Origin of the sequence: Streptomyces avidinii (assembly GCF_014650695.1) — a bacterium.
GTDB classification, from domain to species: Bacteria; Actinomycetota; Actinomycetes; order Streptomycetales; family Streptomycetaceae; genus Streptomyces; species Streptomyces avidinii.
On the sequence record NZ_BMVL01000001.1, the window covers coordinates 141,213 to 162,053 of the forward strand.

Consider the following 20,841-nt stretch of genomic DNA (forward strand, 5'->3'; position numbering starts at 1 on the left):
ATACCGATGGCGAAGAAGTCGAAGCAGGCCGCAGGCACCCCGGCGATCGTCGCCCTGACGGCGGCGGGCGTCGCGTTCACCACGCACGCCTACGAGCACGACCCGGCGCATCCCTCGTACGGCGAGGAGGCGGCGCAGGCGCTCGGCGTCTCGCCCGCCCAGGTCTTCAAGACGCTGGTCGCGGACGTGGACGGCGTCCTGACGGTGGCGGTGGTGCCGGTCTCGGGGTCACTGGACCTCAAGGCCCTGGCGACGGCCGTGGGCGGCAAGCGGGCGGCGATGGCCGACCCGGCCCTGGCGGAGCGCACGACGGGCTACGTCCGCGGCGGCATCTCCCCGCTGGGCCAGCGCAAGCGCCTGCGCACGGTGATCGACGCCTCGGCCGCGGGCCACCCGACGATCTGCTGCTCGGCGGGCCGTCGCGGCCTGGAGGTCGAACTCGCCCCGTCGGACCTGACGACCCTCACCTCGGCCACCTTGGCCCCCATCGCCCGGGCGTAAGCCGCTTCCAGCCCGTCCGGCACAACCCAGCCCCGCCGGCGTTTGAGGCGCGGGGTCCGGGGCGGAGCCCCGATCTTTCAGCCCCGCCGGCGTTTGAGGCGCGGGGTCCGGGGCGGAGCCCCGATCTTTCAGCCCCGCCGGCGTTTGAGGCGCGGGTCCGGGCAGCGCCCGGCGGGGTCCGGGGGCGGAGCCCCGGGAAACGGAGAAAGGGCGGGGCGGGGACCGGCTCCGCGCAGCGGCGGACCCGCACCCCGGGAGGGTCAGGCGCGCGGGGACTCCGGCGTGGAGGGGGCGGAGTCGGCGGGCGGCGGCGCCTGGTAGTAGCCGGTCCAGCCGTACACCGGCTCGGGATCCGGATCCCGCGGAGTCCACAGCGCCGTCAGCCCGAGGTGCAGCAGCACGGCCGTCATCGGCCACGCCAGCAGCGCCCCGTGCGCGAGCAGCTCCAGCGGCGCGTCGAACGGGACCCCCTTGCCCGCCCTGGCCGCCGCGGCGACCAGGTCCGACGACGGCCCCAGCCACAGCCCGAACCGCCACCCCACCAGCGCGGCGAAGACGGACCCGACCGCGAGCCCGATCACCAGCGGCACACCGCCGGCCCGGCGCCACAGGAACGTGCCGACGGCGCTGAGCACGCCCAGCCCGAGCGACAGCAGGAAGAAGGTGCCGTCGGAGGCGATCCGCGCCTCGCTCTCGCTGTTGCGCAGGAACACGGCCTCCCCGTTGGAGACGTACTGCACCCGGGGGGCCAGCCACACCCACAGCAGGCCGAGGAGCAGTCCGGCAGCCCCGACGAGCAGGGCGACGACGGCCCCGTCCCGGATGTCCTCCGGGGTGATCGCCCCGGCGGCGGCACCCGGCTTCTCGGGCGGGAGCGGCGGCGGGTCGAGGGGGGACGGCGGGGTCACGGCTTCGGTCACCCCCACATCGTGCCAGGTGTGCCCGCGAGCGGCGTCGGCGGACCGCGTCAGCGGACGGCCGCCCGGCGGTACGCCCAGGTGGCGACGGCCAGCGAGAGGACCCCCACCGCCCCGCACACGCCCAGGTCGAGGGCGACGGCGGACCAGTCGGGCCGCGGAGCGAAGGTACGGGCGAACGCCTCGACCCCGTACGTGGACGGCAGCAGGTCCCGGGCCCACACGATCACGTCCGGCATCCGCTCCGGCGGGAGTACGCCGAGCAGCAGCGCCGCCGACATGCCGAGCTGTCCCGCGAGGGTGGCCAGCTCCTGCCGCGGGGCCAGCAGCCCCAGCGCCGCGCCGAGCCCGGCCAGCGCGGCCCCGGCCAGCGGTACGACGGCGGCCAGGATCCACAGCCCGCTCATCGGCAGCCCGAACAGCAGGCACCCGAAGACCGCGGTGACCAGGGTGCCCGGCAGGGTGAAGGAGGCGTACGCGGCGGCCGCGCCCAGCACCACCGAGGCGGGCGGCACCGGCAGGGTGGCGTAGTGGTCGAGTCCGCCGCCGGCCCGCAGCTGCCCGAAGTACTGGGCGAGCAGGTTCAGCGCGACGAAGGCGACGACGAGCACCGAGGAACCGGCGACGACGGCGCGGGCCTCGGAGCCCCCGTCGACCACGCCCCTCATCAGGATCATGATCCCGACGGATTGGAAGGTGGCGACGAACAGCAGCGGGATCCGTGCCACCCGGGCCCGGGACAGCTGGGCCCGGTACACGGCGGCCAGGGCGGGGAAGAACCGCGCGCCGGGCGCCAGCGGCGCGGGCTGCGGCGCCTGTGCGCGGCCTGCGGCGGCGTCGGTCGACGCGGCGCCCGCAGCGGGGGGCGGCACGGCGTCGGGCGCGAGCGCGGCCCGGACAGCCCCCGTCGAGCGGTCGCTCAAGACTTCACCAGCCCTTTCGTCCTGCCACCGAGGGCCAGGTAGACGTCTTCCAGGCTGGGGGTGGCCAGGGTGAAGTCGTCGAGCGCGGCGAAGGCCGGGCTCCCGGTGACCGAGGCCACCGCCGCCCTCGCCTCGTCCGGCGCCAGCCGGAGCACCCAGCGGCGCCCGGACTCGACGGCCCGGTCACGCAGCCGGGCGACCTCCGGGACCTCCAGCGGAGCGCCCTCGCGCCAGACCAGCTCCAGCCGGACCTCGCCCGCGACGGTGGCCTTCAGACCGGCCGGGGTGTCGCAGGCGATGACCTTGCCCTGGTCGATGACGGCGACCCGATCCAGGACGCTCTCGGCCTCGATGACGTTGTGGGTGACGAGCAGGACCGTGGCGCCGTGCTGCGCGCGGCGCCGGTCGACCGCGGACCAGACCGCGCGCCGGGCGACCGGGTCCATTCCGGTGGTGGGCTCGTCGAGGACCAGTACGGGCCGCTCCCCCACCAGTGCGGTGGCGAAGCAGGCGAGGCGGCGCTGGCCGCCGGAAAGTTTCTTCAGGGGCCGTCCGGCGATCGCGGTCAGTCCCAGTTCGTCCAGTACGGCGTCGCGCGCGGCGCGGGCCGTGCGGAGGTCGAGTCCGCGCAGTCGCCCGGTGGTCTCGGCGGCCAGCGCCACCGTGAGCTCGTCCAGGGCGGTGGATTCCTGTCCCAGGTAGGCGAGCAGCCGGGAGGCCCGCCCGGGGTGGCCCACGAGGTCGTGGCCGAGCAGGGTCACGGAGCCGGAGTCCGGCCGCATCAGGCCGGTGAGCTGGCGGACCAGTGTGGACTTGCCGGCGCCGTTGGGGCCGAGCAGGCCGAAGATCTCGCCGCGCCGGACGTCCAGGGAGATCCCGTCGTTGGCGCGGGTCTCGGGCAGGGCGGGGGCCCCGCGCCGGCCGCGTACCGCGGGATACGTCTTGACCAGGTCACGCACCGCGCAAATGACGTCCGGCGCTGCTCCCGCGGCTGTCGCCGTGCCTTCTCGCGCCTGTGCTGTGCCCGTACTCACGAGGGAGCAGCCTACGGGGTTCCCGCCCCTACTCGGCCGTCGGGGTCGGCGGGGCGGCATGGTCGACGGGGCCGGCTCCGGGTGCCGGGGCGGGTACGGCGGCGACGTGTTCGGCCGCGGCACGGACGTCGATCTCGCGCCAGAACCCGGCACGGATGGCGTACCGGTCGTGCTCGTCGATCTGGTCGTCCTTGTGCGCGAGCAGCCCGAACCGGGCCGCGTAGCGCAGCAGTTCGCCGTCGATCCGGTGCGGGATCCGCGGGTACATGGTGGCCAGCTTCTGCAGGTGGACGGTCTCCGGGAGCCGTTCCATCCAGCGCCGGGCGAACACCTGTCCCACCTCGAACGGGTCGCCGCCGACGGTGGTGATGTCCTCTTCCCGGTCCGCCCAGCGCTGTTCGGCGCTGGTGAGCTGGGCGAGGGTGGGCAGCGAGGCGGTCTCGGCGGGCTCGCCCAGCGGTCCGGCCCGGTCGATCCAGCCCTTGTCGGAGGACCAGCGCAGCGCGCTGGCGGGGGCGTGGGCTCCGCTCGGCCCGCTCTGCGGGGCGCTCTGCTGGCCGGGGGCGCGCAGGGCTCCGGCCAGGTCCTTGGGGGTGGGGACCGGCTTGCCCCCGGGCGTGGCGGGCGCCGGTACGGGGACCCCGTCGCGGTCCGGTTCCCCGGTGGCGGCGGTGCTGTTGCGGGCGGCCTCGGCGAGCGCCGCCTCGGGCAGCGGGGCCGAGAGGATGGCCGCGATGTCGGGGCGCGGTGCGGGCGGCGGGGAGCACAGGCCGGTGAGGTCCTTGGCGCGGACGGCCCGGGTGATCCAGGCCCGGTCCAGGACGCGGCGTTCGTCGGCCTCGGCGACGAGGTCCTCGGACTGGTTGTAGTCCCCGTCGGCGGCTTGAACGGCCCACAGGTGGACGGCGACCCCGTGTTCCTTGGCGGACATCAGGCCGGGCAGCAGGTCTCCGTCGCCGGTGACGAGGACCACGTCGGAGCAGGCGCGGTTGCGGGCGAGCTCGGTGAGCTCGGCGTGCATGGCGGCGTCGACGCCCTTCTGCGCCCAGCGGCCGTCGCTGCGGGTCAGGGCACCGAGCCGGACGGTGACGCGGGGCATGACGCGCAGCCGCCGGTGCTCGGGCTGGGGCACCCGGTCGGGTGCGCCGTCGAACCAGTAGATGCGCAGCAGGGGCTGTTCGGTGTCGGCCTCGGCCCGCTCGCGCAGGCCCTGGATGAGCGCGGCATGGTCGATGGTGATCCGGGAGCGGGAGGGCTCCCCGGCGAGAAGGCTGGCGGCGGCACCCAGCAGGTAGCCGGCGTCCACCAGGACGACGCAGCGGTCCATGCGTTCCACCCTCTTCCCTGGGGGTCCTCTGTGCTTTTCGGCGGGTTCCCCGAGTCTGCCCGACCCCAAGGGCGTTGAAGGCCGGAACTCGATCATCGGCGTGGCGGATCTCACTACGGGTGGAGTGAGAGGCACCGGCTACGCGCAGTAATGATCCAAAATGCGCGGTTTCTGGCCCTGTGTGAGTGTGAAGGCGGTCCTGGCCCCTAGACCCTCACGGAGGCTCCACCATGGCCAAGAACAAGAACCAGAAGCAGCCCGGCAAGCAGCAGCCCCGGTCGCAGGATCCGACCAAGGGCACCTCGGAGACCGAGTCGATGCCCTCCTCCTCGGCGCCGAGCCCGATGGACATGGCGCACAAGCGCAAGGAAAAGAAGTTCGGCCACAACTGACGGCCGTACCTGATGCGGAAGGGCCCGCCCGGTTCACCGGGCGGGCCCTTCCGCGCGTACTGCCGGGGTCGTGCCCCGGGCGGGCACTATCCGGCCAGGCAGGACGGCCCGAGCAGCACCTTGAGGTCGCCGAAGAGGGCGGGGTCGGGCTGTACGCGGTGCTTGTCGAGGCGGAGCACGGTCGTGGTCCGCGGCCCCTGGAGCTTGATCCGCACCTCGGTGTTGCCCCTGTGGTGGCGCAGGATCTCGCCCAGACGGGTCACCATCGGCGGCGTGACCTTGACGGTGGGGATGGTGAGGACCACCGGGGCGTTGGTGCCGGCCGAGGAGAGGTCGGGGACCATCATCTCCATGGCGACGAGGCGGGGGACGTCCTCGCGCTTGTCGAGGCGGCCCTTGACGAAGACGACGGTGTCCTCGACCAGCTGGGTGGAGACGAGCTGGTAGGTCGCCGGGAAGAACATGCATTCGATGGAGCCGGCCAGGTCCTCGACGGTGGCGATGGCCCAGGCGTTGCCCTGCTTGGTCATCTTGCGCTGGAGGCCCGAGATGATGCCGCCGATGGTGACGACCGCACCGTCGGAGTGCTCGCCGCCGGTCAGCTGGGAGATTCCGGCGTCCGTCTTGTCGGACAGCACGTGCTCCAGACCGAAGAGCGGGTGGTCGGAGACGTAGAGACCGAGCATCTCGCGCTCCTGGGCGAGCAGGTAGGACTTCTCCCACTCGACGTCGGAGAACTCCACGTCGAGGCCGAAGCCGGGCTCGTCGCCCGCGTTCTCGTCACCCATTCCGCCGAACAGGTCGAACTGTCCCTCGGCCTCCTTGCGCTTGACCGCGACCACGTTGTCGATCATCGACTCGTGGTGTGCGACCAGGCCCTTGCGGGTGTGGCCCATCTCGTCGTAGGCGCCGGCCTTGATCAGCGACTCGACCGTGCGCTTGTTGCAGACGACGGCCTCGACCTTGTCCAGGAAGTCGGGGAAGGAGGAGAACTTCCCCTTCGCCTTCCTGGTCCTGATGATCGACTCCACGACGTTCGTGCCGACGTTGCGCACCGCGGTGAGGCCGAAGAGGATCACGTCGTCGCCCTGGGCCGCGAAGTTCGGCTCGGACTCGTTCACGTTCGGCGGGAGCACCTTGATGCCCATGCGGCGGCACTCGTTCAGGTAGATCGCGGACTTGTCCTTGTCGTCCTTGACCGAGGTGAGCAGGCCGGCCATGTACTCGGCCGGAAAGTTCGCCTTGAGGTAGGCGGTCCAGTAGGAGACCAGCCCGTACGCGGCCGAGTGGGCCTTGTTGAAGGCGTAGCCGGCGAAGGGGACCAGGACGTCCCACAGGGCCTTGATGGCCTGGTCGCTGAAGCCCTTCTTCTTGGCCCCCTCCTCGAAGATGACGAAGTTCTTCGCCAGCTCCTCGGGCTTCTTCTTGCCCATCACGCGGCGCAGGATGTCGGCCTCGCCGAGCGAGTACCCGGCGATGATCTGGGCGGCCTTCTGGACCTGCTCCTGGTAGACGATGAGGCCGTAGGTGACGCCGAGGATCTCCCTGAGGGGCTCCTCCAGCTCCGGGTGGATCGGGGTGATCTCCTGCTGCTTGTTCTTGCGCAGGGCGTAGTTCGTGTGCGAGTTCATGCCCATCGGGCCCGGCCGGTACAGGGCCGAGACGGCGGAGATGTCCTCGAAGTTGTCGGGCTTCATCAGGCGCAGCAGGGAGCGCATGGGGCCGCCGTCGAACTGGAAGACGCCGAGGGTGTCACCGCGGCCGAGCAGTTCGAAGGTCTTGGGGTCGTCGAGCGGCAGGCCCAGGAGATCGATGTCGATCCCCTTGTTGGCCTTCACCATCTTGACGGCGTCGTCCATGATCGTGAGGTTGCGCAGGCCGAGGAAGTCCATCTTCAGCAGGCCGAGCGACTCGCAGCTCGGGTAGTCCCACTGCGTGATGGTGACGCCGTCGGTGTGCCGCACCCAGACGGGTACGTGGTCGGTGATCGTCTCGCTGGACATGATCACGCCGGCCGCGTGCACGCCCATCTGGCGGACCAGGCCCTCGACGCCCATGGCGGTGTCGATGACCTTCTTGACGTCCGGCTCGTTCTCGTACATCCCGCGGATCTCGCCGGCCTCGCCGTAGCGGGGGTGCTTCGGGTCGAGGATGCCGGAGAGCGGGATGCCCTTGCCGAGGACGTCGGCGGGCATGGCCTTGGTGAGCCGGTCGCCCATGGCGTACGGGTAGCCCAGCACGCGGGCCGAGTCCTTGATCGCGTTCTTGGCCTTGATGGTGCCGTACGTGCCGATCATGGCGACCTTGTCGGCGCCGTACTTCTCGGTCACGTACCGGATCACTTCGACGCGCCGACGCTCGTCGAAGTCGATGTCGACATCGGGCATGGAGACGCGCTCGGGGTTCAGGAAGCGCTCGAAGATCAGACCGTGCGTGATCGGGTCGAGGTCGGTGATGCCCATGGCGTAGGCGACGATCGAACCGGCCGCGGAGCCTCGGCCGGGGCCCACCGCGATGCCCTGGTTCTTGGCCCACATGATGAAGTCGGCGACCACGAGGAAGTAGCCGGGGAAGCCCATCGAGATGATGGTGTCCATCTCGTACTCGGCCTGCTGCATCCGGTCCTCCGGAATGCCTCCGGGGTAGCGGCGGTGCATGCCGCGCATGGTCTCCTCGCGGAACCAGCTGACCTCGGTGTGACCGTCCGGGATGTCGAACTTCGGCATCAGGTTCCGGAACTTGAACATGCCCTCGGTGTCGACCTGGTCCGCGACCAGCCGCGTGTTGGCGCAGCCCTCCTGCCAGGCGTCCGAGGAGTCGATCGCGTACATCTCGTCGGTGGACTTCAGGTAGTAGCCGGTGCCGTCGAAGCGGAAGCGGTCCGGGTCCGAGAGGTTCTTGCCGGTCTGGATGCAGAGCAGGGCGTCGTGGGCGACGGACTCGCTCGCGTACGTGTAGTGCGAGTCGTTCGTCACCAGCGGCGGGATGCCGAGCTTCTTGCCGATCTCCAGCAGCCCGTCGCGGACCCGGCGCTCGATCTCGATGCCGTGGTCCATCAGCTCCAGGAAGTAGCGCCCCTCGCCGAAGATGTCCTTGTAGTCCGAGGCGGCCTGCACGGCCTCGTCGAACTGGCCGAGGCGCAGCCTGGTCTGCACCTCGCCGGACGGGCAGCCGGTGGAGGCGATCAGGCCCTCGGACCACTTGGAGATGGTCTCCTTGTCCATCCGCGGCCACTTCGTCAGCCAGCCCTCGGCGTACGCGTCGGAGGACAGCCGGAAGATGTTGTGCAGACCGGTGGCGTTCGACGCCCAGATGGTCTTGTGGGTGTAACCACCGGAACCGGAGACGTCGTCCCGCTTCTGGTGCGGCTGGCCCCACTGGATACGCCGCTTGTTGCGGCGGGACTCGGGGGCGACGTACGCCTCGATGCCGATGATCGGCGTGATGCCGGCCTTCTGCGCCGTGTGGAAGAAGTCGTACGCGCCGTGCAGATTGCCGTGGTCGGACATGGCGATGTGCGTCATGCCCATCTCGTTGCACGCGTTGAACATGTCCTTCAGCCGCGCGGCACCGTCCAGCAGCGAGTACTGGGTGTGGACGTGCAAGTGCGTGAACGGCGGCTTTGTCACGGCGCGGGTCCTCCGGGGGGCGAGGTGAGGGGGCAGCTTCGAATCCTACGTCGGCCGGGTGACAGATCACGGGCACTGAGCGGTACGGTCGGGCGTTGCAGAACCAGGAGGGCCGACCCGGCGTCCAGTCGGTCGGAACCTGAAACAGCCCGTGCACCAGGAGGCACCCGCCATGGCGGTCCCCGAGACGACCGACGAGCAGCGCGCCGAGCAGATCCTCGACGTGTTCGACACCGCGTTCGGTGAGCTCCTCGCCGCCGACCCCGCTGCCTTCCAGGTCAAATTCCGCAAGATGGCGGCCTCGGCCTTCGCCTTCTACCGGGGCACGGCCTGCCTCTTCTACTCCGACCTGGAGCGGGACCGGCACGGCGGCCCGTACCTGGACGAGCGGACGGGCCGGGTGTGGATCCACGGCGATCTGCACGCCGAGAACTTCGGCACGTACATGGACTCCAACGGCCGGCTGATCTTCAACGTCAACGACTTCGACGAGGCCTATGTCGGCCCCTTCACCTGGGACCTGAAGCGGTTCGCCGCCTCGGTCGCCCTGATCGGCTACACCAAGGCGCTCAGCGACGACCAGATAAGCGAGCTGGTGCGGATCTACGCCGGCGCCTACCGCGAGCGGATCCACCGGCTGGCCGCGGGCGCCAAGCACGAGGAGGTGCCCTCCTTCACGCTGGACACCGCCGACGGCCCGCTGCTGGCCGCCCTGCGCTCGGCCCGCTCCCGGACCCGGTTCTCCCTGCTGGACTCCATGACGGAGATCCGGGACTACGAGCGCCGCTTCACCTCCGGCGGGGGCTCCATCGAGCTGGACGCCGCCACCCGCTACAAGGTGCTGGCCGCCTTCGACGGGTACCTGGAGACCCTGCCCGACGAGTCCCTGGTTCGGCCGGACTCCTACCGGGTCAAGGACGTGGTGGGGCGCCGGGGCGTCGGGATCGGCTCGGCGGGCCTGCCCTCCTACAACATCCTGCTGGAGGGGCACAGCGACGCTCTGGAGAACGACGTCGTGATCTACCTCAAGCAGGCGCAGACCCCGGCGGCCTCCCGGCACATCACGGACCGGGCGGTGCGGGAGTACTTCCGGCACGAGGGGCACCGTACGGTCATCTCCCAGCGCGCCCTGCAGGCGCACGCCGACCCGTGGCTGGGCTGGACGGAGCTCGACGGGGCGGGTCAGCTGGTGGCGGAGGTCTCTCCGTACGCGGTGGACCTGGACTGGTCGGACCTGGACGACCCGGAGGAGATCGCGGCGGTCGTCGCGGACCTGGGCCGGGCGACCGCGACCATGCACGGGGCGGCCGACGCGGACGAGAGCGGGCAGACGCTGGTCCCGTTCTCCACCGAGCGGGCCATCGACGCGGCGATCGCGGCCGACGAGGAGGGCTTCGCGGAGCTGCTCGTGGACTTCGCGCACGCGTACGGGGCCCGGGCGCGCGCCGACCACCAGATCTTCGTGGACCTGTTCCGTAACGGGCGTCTCACTCCCTGAACGTCTGTTCCACAGGAACGCATGGCAGACTCGCCGGGATGGACGTTTCCGGGACGGGACTCAGGGGGCTGCGGGCCGCGCTGTTCAGCGCGCTCGTCGTACTGCTCTCGTCCGGCTCGCACGTCCTGATGTCCCAGGTCCCGCTGCCGCCCGCGCTGGTGGGCGGGGCCTTCGCAGGGGTGTTCGCGATCGCCTACGCACTCGCGGGCCGCGAGCGGGGCTTCGCCCCCATCGCCGGGCTGCTCGTACCGCTGGAGCTGGCCGCCGACACCCTCTTCACCACCGGGCAGCACCTCTGCTACGGCCCGGCCGGCGGCCCCGTCGCGGGTCCGCTGCGCGCCATGGGCCTGGACGCCCTGTGCGGCGGCGCGCCGGTGGGCGGGCCGCTGACCGAGGTGACCGGGCCGGCCGGTGCGGCCGCGCTGCTGTCCTCGCCCGGGCCGTACACGCCCTGGCTGCTGCTCGGCGCCCACGTCTCGGTCGGACTGCTGGCCGCCGCCTGGCTGCGCCACGGCGAACGGGCGCTGGGCCGGCTGCTGCGGGCGGTGGCCGCCTTCGCGTTCCGGCCGCTGCTGCTGGCCGTGGCTTCGGTGGCGGTGGCTCGCCGACCGGCCTCGGCCCTGCTGCGGTCGGTCCTGCCGGGCGCCGGGGCGCGTACGCGCTTCCCCGCACACTCCGTGGGACGGCGGGGACCCCCCGTGCTCGGCGCGCTCGCCCGCGCCTGACGCACGTACGGCAGTCCCTTTCGCACGTCACACCCCACGGAGATCATGATGAGTTCACGCAACAGCCAGGCGAACAAGGCAGCGGCCCGCGAGCGGCTGCGCGCCGAGCGCGAGGCCCAGGCCAAGAAGGACAAGGTGCGCCGCCAGGTGCTCGTGGGCGGCGGGGTCGTGGCCCTGCTCGCGCTGGCCGGCGTCATCGGCTACGGGGTCATGAAGGCCAACGAGCCCGACTACTGGGAGAAGGCCGCCAAGGCCGAGCTGGTCAAGCCGAAGAACACCACGGGCGAGGACGGCACCACGGTCGTCATCGGCAAGGCCGACGCGAAGAAGACCCTGGAGCTGTACGAGGACTCGCGCTGCCCGGCCTGCGCCTCCTTCGAGCAGGCGGCCGGTGCGCAGGTCAAGAAGGACGTGGACGCGGGCAAGTACAAGCTCCAGTACGTCGGCGCCACCTTCATCGACAACGCCGTCAAGGGCGAGGGTTCGAAGAACGCGCTGAGCGCCCTGGGCGCGGCGCTGAACGTCAGCCCGGAGGCCTTCCTGGAGTACAAGGCGGCGCTCTACTCCAAGGAGCTGCACCCCGAGGAGACCGTCGACAGCTTCGCCAAGGACGACTACCTGCTGAAGGTCGCGGACACGGTCCCGGCGCTCAAGGGCAACGCCGAGTTCAAGAATGCCGTCGAGGGCGGTACGTACGACCGGTGGGCGCTGGAGATGTCGAAGGCCTTCGACAAGTCCGGGGTGAAGGGCACGCCGACCCTGAAGATGGACGGCAAGAAGATCGACACCCCGCAGACGGCGGAGCTGTTCACCGCTGCGATCGACAAGGCCCTGCAGGGCTGATTCCGGACGGTCCGGGATACGGTTTCCGGACATGCCGCTTGAACGGGCGGGCGAACTCCCAGAGTTCGCCCGCCCGTTGCATTCCGACACCTGTTCCCAGGGGTGTACCCGTCGGTAATGTGATGGTCCGTGACCAGTCAACTCCCCTCTTCCCGGGCCGCGGCAACCCCCCGCCGCCGTACGGTCGTCCTCGCCGCTGCGGCCACGGCCGCACTGGCCCCCCTCACCTCGCTGGGCGCCTCGGCCGCCCATGCCGCGGGCACCGCGCCCGCCTTCCTGCACGGCGTCGCCTCGGGCGACCCGCTGCCCGACGGGGTCCTGCTGTGGACCCGCGTCACCCCGACCCCCGAGGCAGTACCCGGATCCGGTCTCGGCCCGGCCACCCAGGTGGGCTGGGAGGTGGCCTCCGACAAGGCCTTCTCCCACGTGGTCGCCTCCGGTGCCGTCACCGCGAGCGCCGCCACCGACCACACGGTCAAGGTGGACGTCCGCGGGCTCCAGCCGCAGACGCCGTACTGGTACCGGTTCACCGCCGGCGCCGCCGTCTCCCCCGCCGGACGCACCCTGACCACTCCGGCCCACGAGACGACGACCGCGGGGGTCCGCTTCGGCGTGGTCTCCTGCGCCAACTGGGAGGCCGGCTACTTCTCCGCCTACCGCCACCTGGCCGCCCGCACGGACCTGCACGCGATCCTGCACCTGGGCGACTACATATACGAGTACCAGTCCGGGGGGTACCCGGAGGCGAAGTACGTCGTGCGCCAGCACGAGCCGAAGCACGAGATCGTCTCCCTCGCCGACTACCGCACCCGCCACGGCACGTACAAGACGGACGCCGACCTCCAGGCCCTGCACCACGCGCACCCGGTCATAGCCATCTGGGACGACCACGAGTTCGCCAACGACGCCTGGGCCGGCGGCGCCGAGAACCACACCGCGGGGGCCGAGGGCGAGTGGGCGGCGCGCGCGGCCGCCGCCAAGCAGGCGTACTTCGAGTGGATGCCCGTACGCGCGTCCGTCGCGGGGACCTGCTACCGGAGGCTGCGCTTCGGCACCCTGGCCGACCTGCACCTGCTGGACCTGCGCTCCTTCCGATCGCAGCAGACGAAGGTGGGCAGCGGCTCGGTGGACGACCCGGAGCGCACCATCACCGGGCGCGCCCAGCTGGACTGGCTCAAGTCGGGCCTCGCGGGCTCGCCCGCGACGTGGAAGCTGGTCGGCACCTCGGTGATGATCTCGCCCGTGGCCTTCGGCTCGCTGCCCGCGCACCTGCTGAAGCCGCTGACCAAGCTGCTCGGCCTGCCCGAGGGCGGCATCGCGATCAATGTGGACCAGTGGGACGGTTACACGGACGACCGCAAGGAGCTGCTGGGGCACCTGACGGAGCGCAGCGTCAAGAACACCGTCTTCCTGACCGGCGACATCCACATGGCCTGGGCGAACGAGGTCCCGGTGAACATGGCCACCTACCCGGGCTCGGGCACCGCGGCGACCGAGTTCGTCGTCACCTCGGTGACCTCCGACAACCTCGACGACATCCTGCACGTCCTGCCGGACACCCTCTCCCTGGTCGCCGAGTCGGCCGTCAGGGCCGCCAACTGGCACGTGAAGTGGCTCGACATGGACGCGCACGGCTACGGCGTGCTGGACGTGACGGCGGAGCGCTCGCAGATGGACTACTACGCGGTGTCCGACAAGCGGCAGCCGGGTGCCACATCCGCATGGACCCGGTCGTACCGGACGCTGAACGGGACCCAGAAGGTGGAGCGGGCCTATCAGCCCGTTCGCTGATCCACCGTCAATTCTCTCGCCGCATGGGGCGCCTGGTACATACCAGGCGCCCCATGTGCATCAGAAGCAACAAATCTTTTACGTAAGCCCCTTGACCTGAATATGTCATGAACACATAAGCTTCCCGCCAGCTGAAGAAGATCCTTCAGGCCACCACCCCCCACAACCCCCCACGCGAGGAGCACACGTGCGCGCTTCTGCCCGCATATCCCCCCTTCTCCGCCGCCGCCTGATGGGCACGGCCGTTCTGGCCGGAACCCTGGCGTTCACCCCGCTCGCCGCCCCCACCACGCTCGCGGCCGCCACGTCCCCCGCCGAGGTCTGCGCCGACCAGCCCGCCGCTTCCGGCGCCGCGAACGCCCGCGTCGCCCGCGCTCACGACGAGCACGCGGACGAGCCCAACGCGATCACCGACGCGCAGGCGAAGGCCATGGACGCCGACCTCAAGGCGAAGCTGGACAAGGCCCTCAAGAACCAGCCGCAGCGCAGCCTCGCCGCCGCCGAGGCCGTGGTGACCATCCCCGTGTACTTCCACGTCGTGCACTCCGGCACCACCGGAAAGCTGACGGCCACGGACGTAGGCAAGCAGCTCGCGGTCCTCAACGCGGCCTACGGCGGCCAGGGCACCGGCAACGTCAACACGAACTTCCAGTTCACCCTGGCGTCGACCGACTACACGGACAACGCGTCCTGGTACAACCTGGCCTCCGGCTCCCAGGCCGAGAAGGACATGAAGAACACCCTGCGCAAGGGCGGCCCGGGCGCGCTCAACTTCTACACCGCCAAGCTCTCCGGCGGCCTGCTGGGCTGGGCGACCTTCCCGACCTCCTACGCCTCCAGCCCCAAGATGGACGGCGTGGTCGTGCTCGACAGCTCCCTGCCGGGCGGCTCCGCGGCCAACTACAACGAGGGTGACACCGCCACTCACGAGGTCGGCCACTGGCTGGGGCTCTACCACACCTTCCAGGGCGGCTGTAACGGCAACGGCGACTACGTCTCCGACACCCCGGCCGAGAAGAGCGCCGCGTACGAGTGCCCGACCGGGCGCGACAGCTGCGCCAGCAAGCCGGGCGCGGACCCGATCCGCAACTTCATGGACTACACGTACGACTCCTGCATGTACCAGTTCACCGCCGGCCAGGTCGCTCGCATGTCGAGCAGCTGGACCGCCTACCGCGTGGGCTGACGACTGCGGCAGGGGCCCGGTCCGGCATCCGCCGGGCCGGGCCCCTGCCGTCTCTTCGCCTACAGGCTGTCGAGGAAGCCGATCGAGACCTTCCAGAGCTGCTCGGCCGCCTCGGCGTCGTAGTCCTCCAGCTCCGGGTCGGTGAACAGGTGCCCGGCACCCGGGTAGCTGTGGACCTCGACGTCGGCCCCCGCCCGCTGCATCCGCAGGTACCAGGCCGTCAACCAGTCGTGCGGCTCGAAGGGGTCCGGGTCCGCGATGTGCAGCTGCACCGGCAGCTCGTCCACCGAGGCGCCGTCCTCCAGGTCCGCCGTCCCGTGCAGGAGCAGCAGTCCGCGCGCCTTCTCGTCGGCCATCGCCAGGTGCTGGGCGACGGAACCGCCGAAGGAGAAGCCCGCGTAGACGAGCCCCTGGTCCGAGTAGGGGGCGGAGGCCAGCACCGCGCGCTTCAGCAGTTCGTCACGGCCGATCTCGTCCCGGTGGGCCATGCCCTCCTCGACGGTCCCGAAGGTGCGTCCCTCGAAGAGATCCGGCACCTGGACCTGGTGCCCGGCCGCGCGCAGCCGGTCGGCCGCCGCGTGCACCGCGGGCCGCAGCCCGTACGTCGAATGGAGAAGCATGATGTTCATGCCTCCATCGTGCCAGCTACGTTCATCCCCATGGAGATGGAGAACGTCCTGCGCCCCGTGACGGTCATCGGCGGCGCCCTGGTCGCCACCCTGATCGCGGGCCGGCTGCTCGACCTGCTGCTGCGCCGGGCCGATGCCCGGCACACCGAGACCCCGTTGTGGGGGCTGTTGCGCCGCTGCCGGCTGCCCTTCCAGGTCGTCCTGTGCACCTCGCTGCTCAGAGCCTCGTACCGGCGGGCGGGCATCCTCCCCGACCACCCCGTCGGCGTCGGCCGGTTCCTCACCCTCGTCCTGATCGCCTCCGCGGCCTGGCTGGCCGTGCGCATCGCGACGGCCGTGGTCGACTCGACGTACGCGCGCTACGCGGCCGCGACCGAGGACGACGCCCGGGTGCGCCGGGTCCGCACCCAGGTCACGCTGATCCAGCGGGTGGTCACGGCGGTGGTGGTCGTGGTCGCCGTGGCGGCGATGCTGCTCACCTTCCCGCCGATGCGGACGGTCGGCGCCTCCTTGCTGGCCTCCGCCGGCGTCCTCGGCATCGTGGCGGGCATCGCCGCCCAGGCCTCGCTGGGCAACCTGTTCGCCGGCCTCCAGATCGCCTTCGGCGACACCGTCCGCATCGGCGACACCGTGGTGGTCGACAAGGAGTGGGGCCGGGTCGAGGAGATCACCCTGACCTTCCTGACGGTCCGCACGTGGGACGAGCGGCGCATCACGATGCCGGTCTCGTACTTCACGAGCAAGCCGTACGAGAACTGGTCGCGCGGCGGCGCGCAGATGACCGGCACGGTCTTCTGGCACCTGGACCACAGCGCGCCCCTCGACCTGATGCGGGAGCGGCTCCTGGACATCCTCAAGGAGATCCCCGAGTGGGACGGCCGCGGTGGCGGGCTGGCCGTGACGGACACCACACCGCACACGGTCCAGGTCCGCGCGGTGGTCACGGCGAAGGACGCCGACGACCTCTGGACGCTGCGCTGCGCGGTGCGCGAACGCCTGATCGCCTGGCTGGTGGCCGAGCACCCGTACGCCCTCCCACGCATCGCCACCGCCCCGGCCGCCGAGGCCCCCTAGGGAGCCGTCGGCAGCAGCGCGGCCGCGCACTCCTCGGCGAGGTCCTCGGCGTGCGGCGGCAGCGGTTCGCCCGCGCGCAGGTGGCGGCGGACCACCGAGAGCGGCAGGTCGACCAGGGCCAGGGTGATGCGGTCCCGGTCCTGGGGACCGGTCGCGCCGAGCGACTCGGCGAGCGCGCCGAGGGCGGTGTACACGCGCTGATTGCCGGAATCCGCTCGCGCGGTGTGCTCCTCGGACCAGTCGGCGCGGCCGAACTCCCACGGGCCGTGGAGCAGGAGTGCCGCCTCCTCGGGGTGGGCGCGGCTCCACGCCACGACGTGCCGGGCGGCGGCACGGGCGGCCGGCCGCGGGTCCGGGTCGCTGTGCAGGCTGGCGAAGTAGCCCCGCTGAAACCGCTCGACGGTCCGCAGCCACACCTCGGCGAGCAGGGCGGTGCGCCCGGCGAAGCGGTGGTACATGGAGCCGCTGGGCGCGCCGATCGCCTGCGCGACGGCGGACATGCTCACACCGCCGGGTCCGCCCGAGGCGGCGAGCCGGACGGCGGCGTCGAGGATCTGGTCGGTGTCGAAGCGGGGTGGTCTCGCCATGAATCAGAGAGTACCCTCCAGATTATTAGAGACCTATCTCTAATAATCTGGAGGGGAGCATCCCATGGGTGTCTACAACGTGCACGAGCGTCTGATCGCGGCGAAGGGGAGCGAGGTCGGCGCACTCGTCGACACGCTGTCCCGCGGGGAGGACGACGCGCTGTGGCCCTGGCGCTCGTGGGAGAGCATGGAGCTCGACCGCCCCCTGGGGGTCGGGGCCGCGGGCGGACACGGACCGGTGCGCTACACGGTGGCCGCGTACGTGCCGGGGACCTGGGTCCGCTTCACCTTCACCGGGCCCCGTGGATTCCACGGTTTCCACGAGTTCGCCGTTCTGCCCGTCGATGCCGAGCGCACCGTGCTGCGGCACACCGTCGCGATGACGGTCCGCGGCCTCAGCCGCATCACCTGGCCGCTGGCCTTCCGCCCGGCGCACGACGCCTTCCTGGAGGACAGCCTGGACCGCGCCGAACTGGCGTGCACGGGCACGATCGCCCGCCCGGCCCGCTGGTCGCCCTACGTCCGCTTCCTCCGGGGACTCGAACGCCTCGTGTCCCGGCCCGCCTAGGCCCAGCCCTCAGGGGGCCCGCAGGCTGCGTACGTCCAGGTGCCGCAGCACCCGGTCCACGACCTCCGGGTCGGAGCCGGGTTCGCTGCGGGCGGCCAGGATCTCGTGGCGGGCGGCCGACATCATCTCGCGCTGGATCCGCTGGATGTCGCGCAGCCGCTCCACCCGCTTCGCGTACGCCTCGCGCCGTTCCTCGTCCACCATGTCGGGGCTGATCCTGGCCCCCACGTCGTACGCGCGCCGGTACAGCTGCTCGGTCAGGTCCTCCGGCAGGTCCTCCACCTCCTGGATCTCCCTCAGCCGCTGCTTGGCCGCCTTCGCCGCGCGAATCGCCAGAAGGCGCTCGGCATCCCGGTCGGCGTCCGTGTCGGCCTCCACCCCCAGCCGCCGCACCAGCCACGGCAGGGTCAGCCCCTGGCACACCAGGGTCGTCATGATCACCGCGAACGCGATGAAGATGATCTGGTCCCGCCCGGGGAAGGGCTCACCGGCGTCCGTCCGCAGCGGAATGGCCAGGGCCAGGGCCACCGAGGCCACCCCGCGCATCCCCGCCCACCACATCACCACGCTCTCCCGCCAGCTCAGCGGGATCTCCTCGTCGTAGTCGCGCCGCTGGTGCAGCTTCTGCGCGAGCCAGCCGGCCGGCAGCAGCCACACCAGCCGGACCCCGACCACCACCGCGACCACGATCGCCGCCCAGCCGGCCATCTCCCACGCGCGGTCCTTCGCCGTGCCGAAGACGTTGTGCAGCTCCAGCCCGATCAGGCCGAAGGCCACGCCGGTGACCAGCATGTCGACGACCTCCCAGAAGGTGTGACCGGCGAGCCGCCCCAGTACGTCGTCGGCGTCGCTCGCGTACTCGGCCAGGAACAGGGCCGCCGTGAGCACGGCCAGCACCCCCGAGCCCTGGAGCTCCTCCGCCACGACGTACGCGACGAAGGGCACCAGCAGCGTCAGCCCGATCTGCAGGGTGGCGTCACCGAGCAGGCCCATGAGCCGGTGGGTGGCCCAGCCGAGCGCGAGCCCGACGGCCACGGCCACCACGGCGGAGAGCACGAACTCCCCGAGCGCGTCGGGCCAGGAGAAGCCGCCGCTGACGACTGCGGCGACGGCCACGTGGTACAGCACGATGGCCGTCACGTCGTTGAAGAGTCCCTCGCCCTCCAGGATCGACACCATGCGGCGGGGGAGCCCCAGCGATCCGGCGACGGCGGTGGCGGCCACCGGGTCGGGCGGGGCGACGAGCGCGCCGAGCGCGACGGCGGCAGCGAGCGGCAGACCGGGCACGACGGCGTTGGCCACGGCGGCCACGGCCGCCGTGGTGACGAACACCAGGGCCACGGCCAGCAGCAGGATGGGCCGGACGTTGGCCGCGAACTGCCGCCAGGAGGTGCGCTGCACGGAGGCGTACAGCAGCGGAGGCAGCACCAGCGGCAGGATGAACTCGGGCGGGATCTCGACGTTCGGCACCGCAGGCACCAGCGCGAGGATCACCCCGCCGATGGTCATGAGGACAGGCGCGGGCAGTTTGAGCCGGTCCCCGAGCGGCACCGTGACCACGGCCCCGAGGAGGAGCACGAACAGCAGAGCTAGCTGATCCACTCCCCCACCCTGCCAGTCCGCTGCGCTTGGCGGTGCGGTGATGAACTGCGGGCCCCACGTGTCGGGGTTCCGCCCCGAACCTCTACGGCGCTCCGCGCCCGCGCCTCAATCGCCGGCGAGGCTACAGATAGCCCCGGCCTCCGGCAACGGCGCCGCACCGTTCCGGCTACGGCAGGGGGCGGCGCATGGCGCGGTGGGGGATGCCCGCGTCCTGGAACTCCGGGCCGTAGGCCGCGTAACCGAGCCGCTCGTAGAAGCCCAGCGCATGCGTCTGCGCGCCCAGGTCGACCGCGGTCAGCCCTCTCCGGGCCGCCTCCGCCTCGATCGCGCGGACCAGCCGCACGCCCACGCCCAGCCCGCGCGCGGCCTTCCGTACGGCCAGCCGCCCCAGCGAGCCCACGCCGTGCGCGCCGCCGGTCTTCGCCAGCGCAGCGTCGCCGTGCAGCAGCCGGCCCGTGCCCAGCGGCACTCCGTCCGCGCCCACGGCCAGGACGTGCACCGCGTCCGCGTCGTACGCGTCGTACTCGATCGATTCCGGCACCGACTGCTCGACCACGAAGACCTCGGACCGCACCGCGAAGCAGGACTTCAGGTCCTCCTCCGAGACGGCGACCCGGACCTCGACCGGCGAGGTCACTCGCTCTCCGCCCGGATCACGTCCAGGGCGTGCTGGAGGTCGGCCGGGTAGGTGCTCTCGAACTCGACCCACTGGCCGTCCGACGGGTGCTCGAAGCCGAGGCGGACCGCGTGCAGCCACTGCCGGGTGAGGCCGAGGCGCTTGGCGACGGTCGGGTCGGCGCCGTAGGTCAGGTCGCCGACGCAGGGGTGGCGGTGCGCGGACATGTGCACGCGGATCTGGTGCGTACGCCCCGTCTCCAGCTTGATGTCCAGCAGCGAGGCCGCGCGGAAGGCCTCGATCAGGTCGTAGTGGGTGACGGACGCCTTGCCGTCCTGGGTCACCGCCCACTTGTAGTCGGCGCTGGGGTGGCGGCCGATGGGCGCGTCGATCGTGCCGCTCATCGGGTCCGGGTGGCCCTGGACCAGCGCGTGGTAGCGCTTGTCCACGATCCGCTCGCGGAACTGGTTCTTGAGCGAGGTGTACGCGCGCTCCGACTTCGCGACGGCCATCAGGCCGGACGTGCCGACGTCGAGGCGGTGCACGATGCCCTGGCGCTCGGAGGCGCCGGAGGTGGAGATGCGGTAGCCGGCCGCGGCGAGGCCACCGATGACGGTGGTGCCGGTCCAGCCGGGGCTCGGGTGGGCGGCGACGCCCACCGGCTTCATGATCACGACGATGTCGTCGTCGTCATGGATGATCTCCATGCCGGGGACGGGCTCGGCGACGACCTCGACCGGCCGGGCCGGCTCGGGCATCTCGACTTCGAGCCAGGCGCCACCGTGCACGCGCTCGGACTTCCCGACGACACTGCCGTCGACCGACACCTTTCCCGCGGCCGCGAGATCGGCCGCCTTCGTCCGGGAAAACCCGAACATACGGGCGATGGCGGCGTCGACGCGCTCGCCCTCGAGGCCATCGGGAACGGGCAGGGTGCGGATCTCGGGAATCGTACTCACCCGTCGAGTATGCAGGACGGGGCGGACGCGCCGTCCCGCG

The 20,841-nt window shown here is 71.5% G+C and carries 19 protein-coding genes; 9 read left to right on the forward strand and 10 right to left on the reverse strand.

All coding sequences use genetic code 11. The features are described 5' to 3' along the window. Positions 1–6 precede the first annotated feature (6 nt). Positions 7–501: a Cys-tRNA(Pro) deacylase gene (ybaK, locus tag IE257_RS00680; RefSeq protein ID WP_189963465.1), complete on the forward strand. Its 495-nt coding sequence runs from the start codon at positions 7–9 to the stop codon at positions 499–501. A gap of 260 nt (positions 502–761) precedes the next feature. Here ybaK and IE257_RS00685 read toward each other — a convergent pair whose 3' ends face one another. Genes IE257_RS00685 through IE257_RS00700 form a run of 4 tightly spaced genes read right to left on the reverse strand, consistent with a single transcriptional unit; the run spans position 762 to position 4,702 of the window. Further along, positions 762–1,421 carry a hypothetical protein gene (locus IE257_RS00685; RefSeq protein ID WP_229920035.1) on the reverse strand — a complete coding sequence of 220 codons (660 nt, stop codon included), beginning with the start codon at positions 1,419–1,421 and terminating at the stop codon, positions 762–764. 47 nt (positions 1,422–1,468) lie between these two features. Beyond that, a complete protein-coding gene (locus IE257_RS00690) occupies positions 1,469–2,341 on the reverse strand; it encodes an ABC transporter permease (RefSeq protein ID WP_189963467.1) in 873 nt (290 codons plus the stop codon). Beyond that, a complete protein-coding gene (locus IE257_RS00695; RefSeq protein WP_229920036.1) occupies positions 2,338–3,375 on the reverse strand; it encodes an ABC transporter ATP-binding protein in 1,038 nt (345 codons plus the stop codon). The genes IE257_RS00690 and IE257_RS00695 overlap by 4 nt, the downstream gene beginning before the upstream one ends. A 28-nt stretch (positions 3,376–3,403) precedes the next feature. Beyond that, a complete protein-coding gene (locus tag IE257_RS00700; protein ID WP_229920037.1) occupies positions 3,404–4,702 on the reverse strand; it encodes an NYN domain-containing protein in 1,299 nt (432 codons plus the stop codon). 230 nt (positions 4,703–4,932) lie between these two features. Between IE257_RS00700 and IE257_RS00705 the strand changes: the two genes are divergently transcribed. Beyond that, positions 4,933–5,094 carry a hypothetical protein gene (locus tag IE257_RS00705; protein ID WP_189963471.1) on the forward strand — a complete coding sequence of 54 codons (162 nt, stop codon included), beginning with the start codon at positions 4,933–4,935 and terminating at the stop codon, positions 5,092–5,094. Between the two features lie 86 nt (positions 5,095–5,180). On the opposite strand, the gene dnaE is transcribed toward IE257_RS00705, so the two are convergent. Beyond that, positions 5,181–8,723 carry a DNA polymerase III subunit alpha gene (gene dnaE / locus IE257_RS00710; RefSeq protein ID WP_189963473.1) on the reverse strand — a complete coding sequence of 1,181 codons (3,543 nt, stop codon included), beginning with the start codon at positions 8,721–8,723 and terminating at the stop codon, positions 5,181–5,183. A 172-nt stretch (positions 8,724–8,895) separates the two neighbouring features. Between dnaE and IE257_RS00715 the strand changes: the two genes are divergently transcribed. From IE257_RS00715 to IE257_RS00735, 5 genes are all read left to right on the forward strand, one after another. Next, on the forward strand, positions 8,896–10,221 hold the full coding sequence (locus tag IE257_RS00715; RefSeq protein ID WP_189963475.1) for a DUF2252 domain-containing protein: 1,326 nt from the start codon (positions 8,896–8,898) through the stop codon (positions 10,219–10,221). 38 nt (positions 10,222–10,259) lie between these two features. After that, positions 10,260–10,946, forward strand: a complete 687-nt coding sequence (locus IE257_RS00720; protein ID WP_189963477.1) for a hypothetical protein — start codon at positions 10,260–10,262, stop codon at positions 10,944–10,946. Between the two features lie 48 nt (positions 10,947–10,994). Beyond that, positions 10,995–11,789, forward strand: a complete 795-nt coding sequence (locus tag IE257_RS00725) for a DsbA family protein (protein ID WP_189963479.1) — start codon at positions 10,995–10,997, stop codon at positions 11,787–11,789. 129 nt (positions 11,790–11,918) lie between these two features. Beyond that, a complete protein-coding gene (locus IE257_RS00730) occupies positions 11,919–13,580 on the forward strand; it encodes an alkaline phosphatase D family protein (RefSeq protein ID WP_189963485.1) in 1,662 nt (553 codons plus the stop codon). Positions 13,581–13,812: 232 nt separating this feature from the next. Beyond that, positions 13,813–14,766: a zinc metalloprotease gene (locus tag IE257_RS00735; protein ID WP_189964669.1), complete on the forward strand. Its 954-nt coding sequence runs from the start codon at positions 13,813–13,815 to the stop codon at positions 14,764–14,766. 59 nt (positions 14,767–14,825) lie between these two features. On the opposite strand, the gene IE257_RS00740 is transcribed toward IE257_RS00735, so the two are convergent. Then, complete coding sequence (locus IE257_RS00740; RefSeq protein ID WP_189963488.1) at positions 14,826–15,395, reverse strand: dienelactone hydrolase family protein; 570 nt, start codon at positions 15,393–15,395, stop codon at positions 14,826–14,828. A 36-nt stretch (positions 15,396–15,431) separates the two neighbouring features. Here IE257_RS00740 and IE257_RS00745 point away from each other — a divergent pair, with 36 nt between their 5' ends. Then, positions 15,432–16,469, forward strand: coding sequence for a mechanosensitive ion channel family protein (locus tag IE257_RS00745; protein WP_189964671.1), 1,038 nt, complete (start codon positions 15,432–15,434; stop codon positions 16,467–16,469). Here the strand turns inward: IE257_RS00745 and IE257_RS00750 are convergent. After that, positions 16,466–17,056 carry a TetR/AcrR family transcriptional regulator gene (locus IE257_RS00750; RefSeq protein WP_189963490.1) on the reverse strand — a complete coding sequence of 197 codons (591 nt, stop codon included), beginning with the start codon at positions 17,054–17,056 and terminating at the stop codon, positions 16,466–16,468. The two genes, IE257_RS00745 and IE257_RS00750, sit on opposite strands and share 4 nt — an antisense overlap. A gap of 64 nt (positions 17,057–17,120) precedes the next feature. Here IE257_RS00750 and IE257_RS00755 point away from each other — a divergent pair, with 64 nt between their 5' ends. Next, positions 17,121–17,624 (forward strand): SRPBCC family protein, encoded by a 504-nt coding sequence (locus tag IE257_RS00755; protein ID WP_189963492.1) that lies wholly within the window; start codon positions 17,121–17,123, stop codon positions 17,622–17,624. Positions 17,625–17,633: 9 nt separating this feature from the next. On the opposite strand, the gene IE257_RS00760 is transcribed toward IE257_RS00755, so the two are convergent. The 3 genes from IE257_RS00760 to IE257_RS00770 form a co-directional block, all read right to left on the reverse strand. After that, positions 17,634–19,226 (reverse strand): Na+/H+ antiporter, encoded by a 1,593-nt coding sequence (locus IE257_RS00760; protein WP_189963494.1) that lies wholly within the window; start codon positions 19,224–19,226, stop codon positions 17,634–17,636. A 166-nt stretch (positions 19,227–19,392) separates the two neighbouring features. After that, positions 19,393–19,863: a GNAT family N-acetyltransferase gene (locus IE257_RS00765; RefSeq protein WP_189963496.1), complete on the reverse strand. Its 471-nt coding sequence runs from the start codon at positions 19,861–19,863 to the stop codon at positions 19,393–19,395. Further along, complete coding sequence (locus tag IE257_RS00770) at positions 19,860–20,801, reverse strand: RluA family pseudouridine synthase (protein WP_189963497.1); 942 nt, start codon at positions 20,799–20,801, stop codon at positions 19,860–19,862. Before IE257_RS00770 ends, IE257_RS00765 begins: the two co-directional genes overlap by 4 nt. Positions 20,802–20,841: the final 40 nt, after the last annotated feature.